The sequence below is a fragment of the Bradyrhizobium quebecense genome (assembly GCF_013373795.3).
Classification (GTDB): Bacteria; Pseudomonadota; Alphaproteobacteria; order Rhizobiales; family Xanthobacteraceae; genus Bradyrhizobium; species Bradyrhizobium quebecense.
This window is the reverse complement of sequence record NZ_CP088022.1, coordinates 48830-63912: the sequence shown is the minus strand read 5'-3', so window position 1 is coordinate 63912 and position 15083 is coordinate 48830. Positions and strand designations below refer to the sequence as shown.

Genomic DNA, 15083 nt, shown 5'->3' with positions numbered 1-15083 from the left:
AATTAACCCTCAAATTAGCCCTTGCGGATCAGCGGGGGCGGCGGCGGGGGGGGCAGCACGTCGCAGCAGGGCAAAGCGAAGCGCACGCCGAGCTTCACATCCTGCGAGGTCATGTCGCGGAACTGGAAGCTCGAGGGGCCGGCCGGCGTGCCGTCGAAGAAGTGACCCTGGCCGTGGCCGGCGGTGCCCATGTCGAGGTAGCGATAGGCCAGTTCAACCGTGAAGTTGTTGGTGACCTTGTAGGCGACACCGGCATGCAGCGCCCAGGCGAGGTTGGTCTTGGTCGCGCCGTCGGCGACGAAGGAACTGGTCAGGCCGGACCCGCTCGGGAACGTGGCGACGTCGGAGAAGGCCGAGGTCTTGATCGTCGCGGCACCGACACCGGCGCCGATGAACGGGGTCAGGCAACCCCAGGTGCCGAGATCGGCGTAGACGTTCACGAGGCCGACCCAGCTCTGGACACCGCCATGATAGGTGTCGCCCAGCGAGCTGGGCCCGGGGAACGTGAAGAAGTCGGTGCCGTTGAAGCTCACCTTCGAGCGATATTCACCGGTGATGTCGGCACGGAACCAGCTGTTGAACTGATAGCCGACGCCGACGCCGAACAGCATGCCGCTGTCGAAGCCGGTGCCGAACTGACTGAACGCAGTGCCGGGCGGCAGCGTGTCGTAGGCATTGGCGTGCAGCTTGGCCTGGGTGTTGGTCATGCCGATGTCGCCGCGCAGATACCAGCCGCCGAAATCCTGGACCGGCGGAGGAGCATACGCCATCGGGGGCGGCATGATCGGCATGTCGGCAGCGAACGCCACCGAGGACAGCAGGGATGCCGCGCCTGCGGCAATCAGGGTCGTTACGCTACGCATTGGCTTCGTCCTTTTGGGCCAGTGAGGCGACACGAAAGCCCCACGTCTGAAACTCACGGGCGGGACGATGCCAGCAAATGTTTAAGCGGCACTTAACCCTAATTTTTAAGGTTGATTTTCTCTCACCTTTTGCTGCGACTGTTGCTTATGGGTCCATAAAAGCGCGAGTGCGGTGGCGAAAGATGGCGATCTCGCCACAGGTGCTAATGAAGCGTTGACGCAGGTGCAGGGTTTACCGCGCACGCAAGCCATGAGTGTTAGCGAGTGCTTAATGCGGAGCGGCGCCCTCGCCGCGGACGTTCAGCGAACGGCCTTCGGCATCTTCGGCAGGAACACCGCGAGCAGGCCGATCGCCGGCAGGAATGCGCACAGCTGATAGACGAAGGCGATCGAGGTGTGGTCCGCGAGCTTGCCAAGCACCGCGGCGCCGAGACCGCCGATGCCGAAGGCGACGCCGAAGAACACGCCGGAGATCATGCCGAGGCGATGCGGCATCAATTCCTGCGCGAACACGATGATCGCCGACGTCGCCGACGAAATGATCAGGCCGATCACGACCGTCAGCACGGCGCTTGCGAACAGGCCGGCATAAGGCAGCGCCAGCGTGAACGGCAGCGCGCCGAGGATCGAGAACCAGATCACGTATTTGCGGCCGAAGCGGTCGCCGAGCGGCCCGCCGATGAACGCGCCGGCGGCATTCGCCGCCAGGAAGATGAACAGATAGAGCTGCGCCGCCTGCGTCGAGACGCCGAACCGGTCGATCAGATAGAAGATGTAATAGCTCGACAGGCTCGAGACATAGAGCTGCTTGGAGAACAGCAGCGCGACCAGCACGACGAGCGCAAGCATCACGCGCCGCTGGTCCGGATGGTCGGGATGCCGCGCGATGGTGACGGCCTTCTTGCCTGCGATCTGCGGCTTGTACCAGGCGCCGATGCGCCAGAGGATCATGATGGCGAGGAACGCGATCGAGGAGAACCAGGCGATCGAGGGTTGGCCGAACGGCACCACGATCAAAGCGGCGAGCAGCGGCCCCATCGACGTGCCGAAGCTTCCGCCGAGCTGGAACACCGACTGCGCGAAACCATAACGTCCGCCGGAAGCCAGCCGCGCGATGCGCGAGGATTCCGGATGGAACACCGCGGAGCCGAGACCGACCAGCGACGCCGCGACCAGGATGATTCCGTAGGAGTGCGCGACGCTGAGCAAGAGCAGTCCGAAGAAGGTGAAGCCCATGCCGATCGCAAGCGAGAACGGCTGCGCCTTCTTGTCGGTGAAATGCCCGACCAGCGGCTGCAGCAGCGAGGCCGTGAACTGGAACGCCAGCGTGATCATGCCGATCTGCGCGAAGTCGAGCGCATAATTGTCCTTCAGGATCGGATAGACCGAGGCGATCAGCGACTGCATCGTGTCGTTGAGGAAGTGCGAGAAGCTGATGCCGGCGAGCACGACATAGGCCGGCCCCGCAGCGGCGGCCGCCTTCGCGGCCTGCGCGGCCGTCAACTCCGGCACCGGCACCGGTTCGCCCAGTGCCCGTTGGCTTACGACGGGCTTGTTCAATGCAGCATTCCCGGACAGATTCGCAAAAATACCTCCGTGTCGTACGACGCGGAGGTGAAGTGGACCAGTTGCACTAGCCGATGGCAGCGATGCGCTGTGCAGTCAGCAATTGAGCTCAATCCCCGTCATCCCCGCGCAAAGGCTTCGCCTTTGTCGCGAGGAGCCTGCGCAGCAGGCGTCTCGAAGGATGACGGGACCGGCAGATGCGAGATTGGAAACAGCAGCCTTACGCCGCCGCGGCGTGGCCGAGTGCGCTGACGATGTTGTCGACGACCTCTTCCACCAGGATGCGATCGTCGCCCTCGCCCATGACGCGGATCACCGGCTCGGTGCCGGAGGGGCGGATCAGCAGGCGGCCATGGCCGTTGAGGCGCTTCTCGCCGTCGGTGATCGCGGACTTGACCTCGGCGTCGTCGAGCGGCTTGCCGCTGCGATAGCGCACGTTCTTCAGGATTTGCGGCAACGGATCAAACCGCCGGCAGATCTCCGACACCGGGCGGCGCAGCTTCTGCACCACGGCCAGCACCTGCAACGCGGCGACAAAGCCGTCGCCGGTGGTCGAATAGTCCGACATGATGATATGGCCCGACGGCTCGCCGCCGAGATTGTAGCCGCCGCTCAGCATCTGCTCGAGCACGTAGCGGTCGCCGACCGGGGTGCGAACCATCGAAATGCCGTGGCCCTGCAGGAAGCGCTCCAGCCCGAGATTGGACATCACGGTCGTGACGATGCCGGGCTTGGCGAGACGCCCCTCTTCCTTCCAGCTCTGCGCGATCACCGCGAGCAGCTGGTCGCCGTCGACGATGTGGCCACGCTCGTCGACCAGGATGACGCGATCGGCATCGCCATCGAGCGCGATGCCGATGTCGGCGCGCATCTCGCGCACCTTCCGCGACAGCGCTTCCGGCGAGGTCGAGCCGCATTCCTTGTTGATGTTGAAGCCGTCGGGTTCGACCCCGATCGGCACCACATCGGCGCCGAGCTCCCACAGCGCTTCCGGCACCACCTTGTAGGCGGCGCCGTTGGCGCAATCGACCACGACGCGCAGGCCGTCGAGCGAGAGGTCGCGCGGCAGGGTGCGCTTGGCGAATTCGATGTAGCGGTCATGGACGCCGTCGATGCGGCGGGCGCGGCCGAGGCTCGCGCTCTGCGCCAGGCGTCGGTCGAGCGATTCGTCGAGCAGCTGCTCGATCTGCTTCTCGACATCGTCGGAGAGCTTGAAGCCCTGCGGGCCGAACAGCTTGATGCCGTTGTCCTCGAAAAGATTGTGCGACGCCGAGATCATGACGCCGAGATCGGCGCGCATCGACTTGGTCAGCATCGCGATTGCCGGCGTCGGCATCGGGCCGACCAGCAGCACGTCCATGCCGACCGAGGTGAAGCCTGCGACCATGGCGTATTCGATCATGTAGCCGGACAGCCGCGTGTCCTTGCCGATCACGACGCGATGGCGATGGTCGCCACGCTGAAACACCAACCCTGCGGCCTGCCCCACCTTGAGCGCGAGCTCCGGCGTGATCAGCCCATTGGCGCGGCCCCGAATTCCATCGGTCCCGAAATATTTGCGGCTCATGATACCCCCAACACGGACCTCTCGAACCACCCGGCGAGAGAGTCCTGAACGCCTACCAGTGTAGCGTGCATCGGCCTTATAGACTGCCAGGCGCTAAAATGACTTCAAAAAATATGATGAATCATTACCGCGGCCGAACCGCGTTTTTCGGCATTAAGGTGCTGAAAAGTATAACATTATGGCCCTTCAGGCAATCCCCGGGAACGGGTGCTGTCCCCTACCTCTTGTCGCCTCGCTTGACGTGCTGATCGCCCTTGCTGGGGGCCGGCTGGGTGACATTGACGGGGTCGGAACCGGGAAACGTCTCCTCCAGGCCCTCTTCCAGGGCCTCGTCGAGCTGGCGCTTTTCGGCATTCTCGTCTGGCTTCGGCTTGGAGCCTGATTGCGTCATCGTGCTCTCCCATCCGTCTTCAGATTTGGCGTGCCATCCAACCATGCTAGATGACGGCAAGACCGAACATCCGCAAGACGTCTGCATCGAACTTGCGACCGAGAAGAGGGCCGGGAACGTCCATGAAGCACATTACCTGCATCGAAGATCTACGCCAGCTGCACAAGCGCCGGGTGCCGAAGGCGTTTTTCGATTATGCGGACCGCGGCTCCTACACCGAGGACACGCTGCGCGCCAACTCCGAGGACCTGCAGCAGATCAAGTTCCGCCAGCGCATCCTGGTCGATGTGTCCAAGCGCAGCCTGGCGACCACGATCCTCGGCGAGCCCTCGGCGATGCCGCTGATCCTGGCGCCGGTCGGCCTGCTCGGCATGCAGCATGGCGACGGCGAGATCTACGCCTGCCGCGCGGCGCAAGCGGCCGGCATCCCGTTCACCCAGAGCACGATGTCGATCTGCTCGATCGAGGACATCGCGGCCAGTGTCGACAAGCCGTTCTGGTTCCAGCTCTACGTCATGAAGGACCGCGGCTTCATCAAGTCGCTGATCGAGCGTGCGATCGCGGCGAAATGCTCGGCGCTGGTATTGACCGTCGACCTGCAGGTGATCGGCCAGCGCCACCAGGACATCAAGAACGGCATGACGGTGCCGCCGGAATGGTCGCTGTCGAAGCTGATCGACTTCGCGAGCAAGCCGTCATGGGTCGCCGGCGTGCTGCGCGGCAAGCGCCGCAGCTTCGGCAACATCGTCGGTCACGTCAAAGGCACCGAGGATCTGACCAAGCTGTCGGAATGGACCGCCTCGCAGTTCGATACCACGCTGAACTGGAAGGACATCGACTGGATCCGCAGCATCTGGCCGGGCAAGCTGATCCTTAAAGGGATTCTCGATGTCGAGGACGCCGAGCTCGCCGCCAAGACCGGCGCGCAGGCGATCGTTGTCTCCAACCATGGCGGCCGCCAGCTTGACGGCGCGCCGTCCTCGATCGAGGTGCTGCCGGAGATCGTCGACGAGGTCGGCTCGAAGCTCGAGATCATGTTCGACGGCGGCATCCGCACCGGCATGGACATCATGCGCGCGCTCGCGCTCGGCGCGAAGTCCTGCATGATCGGCCGCGCCTATGCCTACGGCCTCGGCGCCGGCGGCCAGGAAGGCGTCGCCAAGGCGCTCGACATCCTCGGCAAGGAGCTCACCACCACGATGGGGCTGTGCGGCGTCAACACCATCGCCGAGATCGACGACAAGGTGCTGGCGGTTTAGCGCGGCTACACACTGCCCGTCGTCCCGGGCAAGCGAAGCGCGACCCGGGACCCATATGTGGACGGCCCCCGTGGCACAAGAGCTTTCTGGGATTGGTCGGATCGCTGTCATCCATATGTCCGGCCTGTTTGATGCGATCGTGTTGATCGCTGGGCCAAGATGGTTTCCGCGACGCGAGTGCCAAACAACCTGGCGACCTTGTGAAGGCCAATGGGTCCCGCGGCTTGTCTCGCGTTCTGGATCGATCGATCATTCCATCTGCTCTTGCAGCTCCGGTTCGTCCGGCGAGCGCTACGTCCGGCCGGCCGACCTGTTAGGTGACAGCGTTCATGCGTGCGGCATCATAGCTCTCGCCGGTCGCCATCAGCTTCCAGGCGATGCGGGCCACCTTGTTGGCGAGCGCCACGGCCGCAAGCTTCGGCGGCTTGCGCCTGAGCAACGCCACGAGCCAGCGCGAGGGGTGGCCGCGCCCGAGCCTTGCCTGCCGGATCACCGCGGTCGCCCCGGCCACGAGCAGGCGACGCAGGGTCTCGTCGCCAGCGCGGGTGATCTTGCCGAGCCTGGTTTTGCCGGCGGTGGAATGGTCCTTGGGCGTCAGGCCGAGCCAGGCCGCGAACAAGCGGCCGGAGCGGAAGGCGTGCGGGTCCGGCGTCTTCATCACAAGCGAGGTCGCGATGATCGGACCGACCGAGGGGATCTGGGCCAGACGACGGCTTGTGGCGTTGGCCTGGTGCCAGGCCAGCAGCCTGGCCTCGACCGCCTTCAGCTCACCCTGCAACTGCGCATAGTCACGGCCCTGCATGGCGAACAGCTCGCGCGCCATAGCGGGAACGCTCTCGTCCTGCGTGATCCGGGCCAACAGCGGCTCGATCTTGTCCAACCCCTTCGGCGCGATCAGGCCAAACTCCGCCGCGTAGCCGCGGATCGCATTGCTGAGCTGGGTACGGCGGCCGATCAGCCCATCGCGGACACCTGCAAGCATCAGCGCGGCCTGCTGTTCGGCGCTCTTCACCGGCACAAACCGCATCCGCGGTCGGCCCATCGCTTCGCACACCCCATCCGCATCTCGCCCGTCGTTCTTGTTCCGCAGCACATAAGGCTTCACCAACTGCGGCGCTATCAGCTTCACCTCATGGCCAAGCTTGCCAAGCTCGCGCCCCCAGTAATGAGCCGCCCCGCAGGCCTCCATCCCGATCACGGTCGGCGGAAGCTTGGCAAAAAACTCAAGCACCTGCTTGCGCGACAGCTTCTTGCGCAACACCGGCTGTTCCGCCGCGTCAACTCCATGCAGCACAAAAATATGCTTCGACGTATCCATCCCAATACGGATAATCTCTCTCACGGACGGTCTCCTTGTCTGAGATTTACAACAACCTCATTCTGGCACACTGATGCCGTAGGGGGCCGTCCACACCATCAACCACAGCCCTGCGAGATTTGGCACGGCTGTGGCCACAACACTGTTCAACAATGATGATCGGTGGTTATGGGTCCCGGCTTTCGCCGGGACGACGTGTTGAAAGAGCTTCGCCTCAGGTCACATCGGCGGTGCGATGCCGTCGCGGCCGACGTTGACGCGGTTGGCTTCCAGCGTGCCGTCGTCTTTCTTCACCGCGCCGAAGATGATGATCTTGGCGCCCGGCTTCAGCTCCGACTTGTCGCCCGAGACGAAGGTGACGATCGGGGTCCCCGGCGGCACCACGACCTTCTTCTCACCGTCCTTGTATTTCACCAGGATGTTCTGGCCGTCGGTGCCCTCCACCGTCTCGGCGACGGTGGCGTTGGTCATGGTCGAGTTGGCACGCAGGTCCCAGGGACGAAAACCTTCCGCGGCGCCGCGCTGGTTTTCCGGGAAGATGTGAACCGCGATCGCCTTCTGCGTTCCGTCAGGCTCCGGCATCGCGGTGACGCCGATATAGGAACCGGGCTTGATCTCCGACAAATCGGTCTTGGCGACACCGAACACCGCGACGTTGTCGGTCGTGCGCACCTTCATATCGTCGCCGTCGCGCGACTTGATCGACAGCATTGCGCCGTCGACGGCTTCGATGGTGCCGCGGATGCGTACCGTCGGCGGCTGCTGCGCCGATGCAGCCGAGGTGAAGGCAGCGAGAAGCAATGCGGCGAACAGCGTCGATTTCGGCATGGTGTCCCTCATGGGTTTGGCTGGCGAATCAGGGAACACCGGGGAGTTGAAGGTATTCCGTGCGGCCACCTCCCCTTCGCGGGAAGGTGGCGCGCACGACAACTACGGACCGGATGAGGATGCTGTTACTGCGATAACGGACAGGTGATGCGCGTGCGTGTGCACGACCGCCGTGGCCGGACAGTCTCGTCGTCCCGGGCAAGCGAAGCGCGACCCGGGATCCATAACCACGACGCTGCGAGATTTGGCGCGCTGTGGCTCCAGCTCTTCTCAACAATTGTCATCGCTGGTTGATGGTGTGGACGGCCCCCTACGGCATCAGTGTGCCAGAATGAGGTTGTTGTAAATCTCAGACAAGGAGACCGTCCGTGAGAGAGATTATCCGTATTGGGATGGATACGTCGAAGCATATTTTTGTGCTGCATGGAGTTGACGCGGCGGAACAGCCGGTGTTGCGCAAGAAGCTGTCGCGCAAGCAGGTGCTTGAGTTTTTTGCCAAGCTTCCGCCGACCGTGATCGGGATGGAGGCCTGCGGGGCGGCTCATTACTGGGGGCGCGAGCTTGGCAAGCTTGGCCATGAGGTGAAGCTGATAGCGCCGCAGTTGGTGAAGCCTTATGTGCTGCGGAACAAGAACGACGGGCGAGATGCGGATGGGGTGTGCGAAGCGATGGGCCGACCGCGGATGCGGTTTGTGCCGGTGAAGAGCGCCGAACAGCAGGCCGCGCTGATGCTTGCAGGTGTCCGCGATGGGCTGATCGGCCGCCGTACCCAGCTCAGCAATGCGATCCGCGGCTACGCGGCGGAGTTTGGCCTGATCGCGCCGAAGGGGTTGGACAAGATCGAGCCGCTGTTGGCCCGGATCACGCAGGACGAGAGCGTTCCCGCTATGGCGCGCGAGCTGTTCGCCATGCAGGGCCGTGACTATGCGCAGTTGCAGGGTGAGCTGAAGGCGGTCGAGGCCAGGCTGCTGGCCTGGCACCAGGCCAACGCCACAAGCCGTCGTCTGGCCCAGATCCCCTCGGTCGGTCCGATCATCGCGACCTCGCTTGTGATGAAGACGCCGGACCCGCACGCCTTCCGCTCCGGCCGCTTGTTCGCGGCCTGGCTCGGCCTGACGCCCAAGGACCATTCCACCGCCGGCAAAACCAGGCTCGGCAAGATCACCCGCGCTGGCGACGAGACCCTGCGTCGCCTGCTCGTGGCCGGGGCGACCGCGGTGATCCGGCAGGCAAGGCTCGGGCGCGGCCACCCCTCGCGCTGGCTCGTGGCGTTGCTCAGGCGCAAGCCGCCGAAGCTTGCGGCCGTGGCGCTCGCCAACAAGGTGGCCCGCATCGCCTGGAAGCTGATGGCGACCGGCGAGAGCTATGATGCCGCACGCATGAACGCTGTCACCTAACAGGTCGGCCGGCCGGACGTAGCGCTCGCCGGACGAACCGGAGCTGCAAGAGCAGATGGAATGATCGATCGATCCAGAACGCGAGACAAGCCGCGGGACCCATTGGCCTTCACAAGGTCGCCAGGTTGTTTGGCACTCGCGTCGCGGAAACCATCTTGGCCCAGCGATCAACACGATCGCATCAAACAGGCCGGACATATGGATGACAGCGATCCGACCAATCCCAGAAAGCTCTTGTGCCACGAGGGCCGTCCACATATGGGTCCCGGCTCCCGTGCGCAATTGCGCACTAGGCCGGGACGACGTGTTGAGAGACTGGCGTTCGGGTCACATCGGCGGGGTGAGGCCATCGCGACCGACGCTGACGCGGTCGGTCTCAAACGAGCCGTCGGGCAGCTTCTTCATGAAGGCAATGACCTTGGCGCCGGCCATCAGGTCCGCCTTGTCGCCGGGAACATAGGTCACGACCGGCGTGTCGGGCGTGACCTGTACCTTCTTCTCGCCGTCCTTGTACTTGACCAGCAATGTATGACCGTCATTGCCGGCGACGGATTCCGCGACGGTGGCGTTGGTCATGCTGCTGTTCGGCTTCAGATCATACGGCCGCGAGCCTTCCCCGGTGCCGCGCATGTTTTCGGGGAAGACATGCACCTCGACCGCCTTCGGCACGCCGTCGGGCCCCGGCACCGTGGTCGTACCGATGAAGGAACCGACCTTGATGTCGGACAGCGCGATCTTGGTGAGGCCAAGCACCACCATATTGCCCGCCATGTGCAGCTTGACGTCCTCGCCGCTGCGCGACTTCACCGCCAGCGTATCGCCATCGACGCTCTCGACGGTTCCACGCACCCGCGTCGGCGTCGGCGGCTGCTGGGCAAGCGCGTAGAGCGTGGATGCCGACACCATCGCGAGCGCAATGAACGGACGAGTGAAGTGGGAACGGCTGGCAGGCATCATTGATCTCCGGGAGGGAACGCGGGGGACTAACACGAGACACCGCTCCGGAGACGCTATTCCAGGCCTCAAGTCTTTGTGAGATCGGCTTCGACAAGCGCACGCAGCTCCGGCGTGACGTGCGGGCGCTGGCCGAACCACAGCTCGAAACCGCGCACGGCCTGATGCAGCAGCATGCCGAGCCCGTCGGCGGTCTTCAGCCCCCGCGCCGCTGCCGCGGCAAGCAACGGCGTCACCAGCGGCACATAGACAAGATCGGAAACAACCGCGCTCTGCGGCAACAACGCGACATCGATCTCGAGCGCGGGCTGGCCATGCATGCCAAGCGACGTCGTGTTCACCAGCAAACCTGCGCGCGGCAAGAGCTCGCCGACCGTGTCCCACGTCGCCGGATGAACGCGCGCGCCGAATTGCTCTGCGAGCGCGCGGGCGCGGTCGATGGTGCGGTTGACCAGATGCACGCGCGCAATCCCGCGCTCGATCAGGCCGAACACCACCGCACGCGCCGCGCCGCCGGCGCCGAGCACCAGCGCGTCTTCCGTGTTGTCCCAGCCGGGCGCGCGGGCGTCGAGATTGTTGATGAAGCCTTCGACATCGGTGTTGGTCGAGCGCAACTCGCCATCGGCGAACCACAATGTGTTGGCGGCGCCGACGGCGCGGGCGCGCTCATCCGGAGCCGACAGCGCGAGCGCGCGCTCCTTGTGCGGAAGGGTGACGTTGGCGCCGACGAAGCCGCGCAGCGACAGGCGGAACAGGAAATCCTTGAAATCCTCCGGCGGCACCGCCTCGATCACATAGCCGCCCTCGATGCCGAGCGTGCGCAACCAGTAATGATGGATCAGCGGCGAGCGGGAATGCGCCGCCGGCCAGCCGATCAGGCACGCGGCGCGGGTTTTGCTTTGGGTGTTGCCTTGGGATGTCATGGCCGTGACATCGGCCAAGGCAGGCGCGCTGTCAATCCGTCCGCTTCGCGGTTGCGGCAACCAGCGCGCTGAGGGCGAACGCGGTGCCCGCGGCAAACCAGATCGCGGCGAGGTTGATCCAGCGGTAGGCGAGTGCGCCGGCAAGCGCGCCGGCGACCATAGCCGCCCATAGCAGCAAATTGGGCAGCCAGGCCCAGGGCGCACCGCCGGTCAGCGCGGCGGCGATCAGCTGGCCGGCCTTCACCAGCGCCCCGGTGACATAGGTGAGGCCAAGCCCGGCCCCGCCTTCAAGCTGGAACACGGCGTTCTCGAGCCCCATCGCCAGCACGATGGCGGCGACCGCCGTGTTCGGCAAGCCATACGCATAAGCCAACGCCGCCGCCATCAACAGCAGCGCCTCGGCGAGCAGGATCAGCGGCTGGCGATACGCGAAGCGGCCGAGCACGACCAGGCTGCCGGCCGCGGCGCCGGCGACGAACAGCACGATCAGTTCCAGCGCATCCAGGGCGTGCTGCCAGTGGCCCTCGGCCAGCGTCACGCCGAGCCGCGTCGAGTTGCCGCTCATGAATGAGACGAACAACCCGCCAAGATGCAGATAGCCGATGCCGTCGACATAGCCGGCCAGCGCGCTGAGCGCGCAGGCCAGCGCCAGGTTACGGCGGGATTCAAGCATGATGTCGTTGCGCCCCAATCAGGGACACAAGCTAGCGGCCTCCGGCCATCCTGCCAACGATCACGCCCACGCGGGGCGTGATCGCGGCAGCAGTCTCACGCCGCGTCGCGATGCGCGGCGATGATCTGGTCGGCGGCGCGGCCGGTCACTTCGGCCATGCGGTCGAACTGACGGGTGAAGGTGCCGGCGCCGGCGGTGGCCGAGCGCAGCTCGACGATGAGGTCGCCGATCTCGGATTCCGGCATCGTGGCACGGACGCAGTCCCAACCGCTCCAGCCCTCGCGGGTGTCGAAGCCGAGGATCTGGCCGCGGCGCGCCGACAGGATCGCGTTGATCTTGGCGGTCGCGTCGGTCGGACAGACGATCTCGACCATATGGATCGGCTCCAGCAGCACCGGCTGGCACTGCGGCAATGCCTCGCTGACGCCCACCCGCGCCGCGGTGCGGAACGCAAGGTCGGAGGAGTCGACGCTGTGATAGGAGCCGTCGGTCAGCGTGACGTCGACGTCGATCACGGGGAAGCCGAGCGGGCCGCGCGCGAGCGCGTCGACCACCCCCTCCTCCACCGCGCCGATATAGTTGCGCGGCACCGCGCCGCCGACCACCTTCTCGTGGAATTCGAAGCCGCTTCCGCGCGGCTTCGGCTTGATGTCGAGCACGACATCACCGAACTGGCCGTGGCCGCCGGACTGCTTCTTGTGCCGGCCGCGCTGGGTGACCGCCTTGCGGATGGTTTCCTGATAGCCGATCGCCGGCGGATGCGATTTGACGTTGACGCCGTAGCGGTCCTTCAGCCGCTCCTGCGCGACGCGCAGATGCATCTCGCCCTGCCCCCACAGCACGGTGTCGTGGGTGCGCGGGTTCTGGATCATCGTCAGCGACGGATCCTCCTCGTTCAGCCGCAGCAGCGCCTGGCCGAGCTTGACGTCGTCCTTGCGGTCGGTCGCGGCGATCGAGATCGACAGCACCGCCGCGGCGGGCTCGACCTTGACCAGCGAGGCCGGGGCGGTCTTGCCGCTCGAGACCGTATCGCCGGTCTTGATCGCGTCGAGCTTGCCGAGCGCGACCGCGTCGCCGGCTTCGGCCTGCGGCCGCTTGCTGTCATGCGTACCCGACACCGCGAGGATGCCGGAGACGCGCCCGCTTTCGCCGGACGAGGATTGCAGCGTCGCGCCGTCGTCGAGCCGGCCTGCGAGCACGCGCGCCAGCGACAGCTTGCCGCCGTGCTGCAGATGCACGGTCTTGAACACATAGGCCAGCGCATCCTTCTGGTCCTTGATGCCGAGCCGGCTGGCAGTCTCAGTGACGCCGGGCGCCTCGTGGCGCAGCGCCTTCATCAGGCGGAGCACGCCGTTCTCGCGGCTCGCCGCACCAAGCAGCACCGGACAGATCAGCCCTTCGCGCAATTCGCGCGCGAGATCGTCGAACACCGCATCGCGCGGCGGCTGGATATCCTCCAGCAACTGCTCCATCAGCGCATCGTCGTGATCGGCGAGCTTTTCCAGCATCGAGAAGCGCGCTTCCTTCTCGCGATCGAGATTGCCGCCTTCCAGCGCCATCACCTCCGACGGCTTGTGCTCGCGATAGACGAAGGCGCGCTCCAGCGCGAGATCGACAAAGCCTTCGATCAGATCGCCGTTCCAGATCGGGATCTGGCGCAGCACCAGCGGCACGCGCGACGCCGGCTGCAGCGTCGCAAGCGTCTCGCGGACGCGCTTGTTGGCACGGTCGATCTTGTTCAGGAACAGAAAACGGGGAATCCCGAGCTCCTCGAGCTCGCGCAGGATGATCTGCAGCTGCGGCAGCTTCTTCTCGTCAGCCTCGCAGACCACGACCGCGGCATCGACCGCCGGCAACGCGGCACGCATGTCGTGCGCGAATTCGATCGAGCCGGGGCAATCGATAAAGGTGTAGCTGTCCCCCATAAAGGTGGTGGTCGCGGCGGTCAGGCCTACGCCCATCTTGTGTTGACGTGCCTCGGGGCTGGCATCGCCGACGGAGGTTCCGGCATCGACGCTGCCGGCAGTCTTGATGGCGCCAGTACGCGCCAGGATCGCTTCCAGAAGTGTGGTTTTACCGCTTTGGAAAGGGCCCACCAGCGCGATGCACCGTGGACCTCGGGGACTTCTGACGTCTTGTCCCATTGCCGCCTCCTCGTGTTGGAGCTCGGCCCATGATTGGGTCGGCGACCATTTATGGTCTGCCTGCGTTTGGCGTTTGGCAAGCGGGAAAACGTCGCTGCGGTGCGGCGTCGCAGAAGTTTGCGATAGCGGAGCTGCGCGCCACCATTCGCCGGACGATTGCGTCCGATGCGTCAGTTCCTAAACGGCGCAATCTCGCGCCAGCGCTGCGCGATGTCGAGCAGGCGCTGCACGGCCGGCGACACATCTTCCTCGCGCCACGCGATCGTGAGCGCAGCCGTCACCATCGGCGCGGCAAGCCGAACGTACGCCACGCCGCGACCGGTTTGCGCGCGCGCCGCGCCTTCAGGTACGAGCGACACGCCGACACTGGCGGCGATCAGGCCGATCGCGGTTTGCAGATGCAGAACTTCCTGTGCGAGCCGCGGCGTGAAGCCGGCGGCCTGGCAGGCGGCGACGATCAGGCTGGTGACCGACGGCTCCGGCTGCGCCGGATAGAGCACGAAGGCATCGTCGGACAGTTCGGCGAGCGCAATGTCGCCGCGCGCCGCGAGGGGATGCGCGCGCGGTAGCGCCGCGACATAGGGCTCATCGAGGATCAGGCGCTGGGCGAGCCCCGCTTCGGGCAACAGCGCCGGGCGCGCGAAGCCGACATCGATCCGGCGCCGCCGCAACGCCTCGGCAATCTCCGCCGCCAGCATCTCGTCGAGCACGAGCTCGACATCGGGACAGGCATCGCGATAGGCGCCGACGATATCGGGCAGGCCGGCAAACATGGCGGAGCCGACGAATCCGATTGCGAGCTTGCCGGCGTGGCCGCGCCCAACGCGCCGCGTGTCGGCAACCGCACTCTCGAAACTTGCGAGCAGCGCGCGTGCACGCGCAAGAAACAGCTCGCCGGCCTCGGTGAGCCTGACAGGACGGCTATTTCGCTGCAGCAGCGTCACGCCGAGCTCATCCTCGAGCTGGCGGATCTGCTGGCTCAGCGGCGGTTGTGCGATGTGCAGCCGCTCGGCCGCACGGGTGAAATTCAATTCCTCGCCGAGCGCCACGAAATATCTGAGGTGTCGTAATTCCATGCCGGCGATATAGCACGACGGCCGGCGCCGGCAGCCATACGCAATAGCTCTGCTACCGTATCGAACGGGTATTGGACCGGACGCGCGAACGCGGACAGCCTGCGGCAAACCACAGGAGGTCGCC

13 protein-coding genes are annotated in these 15083 nt (G+C 65.2%); 2 read left to right on the top strand and 11 right to left on the bottom strand.

The features are described 5' to 3' along the window. Positions 1–14 precede the first annotated feature (14 nt). From HU230_RS00360 to HU230_RS00345, 4 genes are all read right to left on the bottom strand, one after another. Entirely contained in the window at positions 15–863 is an 849-nt protein-coding gene (locus HU230_RS00360; RefSeq protein ID WP_176533470.1) for an outer membrane protein, read from the bottom strand. 300 nt (positions 864–1163) lie between these two features. Beyond that, positions 1164–2423 (bottom strand): MFS transporter, encoded by a 1260-nt coding sequence (locus tag HU230_RS00355; RefSeq protein WP_176533471.1) that lies wholly within the window; start codon positions 2421–2423, stop codon positions 1164–1166. 226 nt (positions 2424–2649) lie between these two features. Continuing rightward, complete coding sequence (glmM, locus tag HU230_RS00350; RefSeq protein ID WP_092117402.1) at positions 2650–3996, bottom strand: phosphoglucosamine mutase; 1347 nt, start codon at positions 3994–3996, stop codon at positions 2650–2652. A 217-nt stretch (positions 3997–4213) separates the two neighbouring features. After that, complete coding sequence (locus tag HU230_RS00345) at positions 4214–4387, bottom strand: hypothetical protein (RefSeq protein ID WP_176533472.1); 174 nt, start codon at positions 4385–4387, stop codon at positions 4214–4216. A 122-nt stretch (positions 4388–4509) separates the two neighbouring features. On the opposite strand from HU230_RS00345, the gene HU230_RS00340 reads away from it, so the two are divergent. After that, positions 4510–5646, top strand: a complete 1137-nt coding sequence (locus HU230_RS00340; protein ID WP_176533473.1) for an alpha-hydroxy acid oxidase — start codon at positions 4510–4512, stop codon at positions 5644–5646. 313 nt (positions 5647–5959) lie between these two features. Here the strand turns inward: HU230_RS00340 and HU230_RS00335 are convergent, their stop codons facing one another. Together HU230_RS00335 and HU230_RS00330 are read right to left on the bottom strand one after the other, a co-directional pair. Beyond that, positions 5960–6988 (bottom strand): IS110 family RNA-guided transposase, encoded by a 1029-nt coding sequence (locus HU230_RS00335; RefSeq protein ID WP_176528479.1) that lies wholly within the window; start codon positions 6986–6988, stop codon positions 5960–5962. A gap of 195 nt (positions 6989–7183) precedes the next feature. Further along, on the bottom strand, positions 7184–7792 hold the full coding sequence (locus HU230_RS00330; protein WP_176533474.1) for a single stranded DNA-binding domain-containing protein: 609 nt from the start codon (positions 7790–7792) through the stop codon (positions 7184–7186). 368 nt (positions 7793–8160) lie between these two features. On the opposite strand from HU230_RS00330, the gene HU230_RS00325 reads away from it, so the two are divergent. Next, positions 8161–9189, top strand: a complete 1029-nt coding sequence (locus HU230_RS00325; RefSeq protein WP_176528479.1) for an IS110 family RNA-guided transposase — start codon at positions 8161–8163, stop codon at positions 9187–9189. A 327-nt stretch (positions 9190–9516) separates the two neighbouring features. Here HU230_RS00325 and HU230_RS00320 read toward each other — a convergent pair whose 3' ends face one another. The 5 genes from HU230_RS00320 to HU230_RS00300 form a co-directional block, all read right to left on the bottom strand. Next, positions 9517–10143: a hypothetical protein gene (locus HU230_RS00320; RefSeq protein ID WP_176533475.1), complete on the bottom strand. Its 627-nt coding sequence runs from the start codon at positions 10141–10143 to the stop codon at positions 9517–9519. Positions 10144–10211: 68 nt separating this feature from the next. Further along, positions 10212–11066: a shikimate dehydrogenase gene (locus HU230_RS00315; protein WP_176533476.1), complete on the bottom strand. Its 855-nt coding sequence runs from the start codon at positions 11064–11066 to the stop codon at positions 10212–10214. 31 nt (positions 11067–11097) lie between these two features. Beyond that, positions 11098–11739, bottom strand: coding sequence for a YoaK family protein (locus tag HU230_RS00310; RefSeq protein WP_176533477.1), 642 nt, complete (start codon positions 11737–11739; stop codon positions 11098–11100). A 95-nt stretch (positions 11740–11834) separates the two neighbouring features. After that, complete coding sequence (locus tag HU230_RS00305) at positions 11835–13883, bottom strand: elongation factor G (RefSeq protein ID WP_176533478.1); 2049 nt, start codon at positions 13881–13883, stop codon at positions 11835–11837. Positions 13884–14053: 170 nt separating this feature from the next. Beyond that, a complete protein-coding gene (locus HU230_RS00300) occupies positions 14054–14959 on the bottom strand; it encodes a LysR substrate-binding domain-containing protein (protein ID WP_176533479.1) in 906 nt (301 codons plus the stop codon). Positions 14960–15083: the final 124 nt, after the last annotated feature.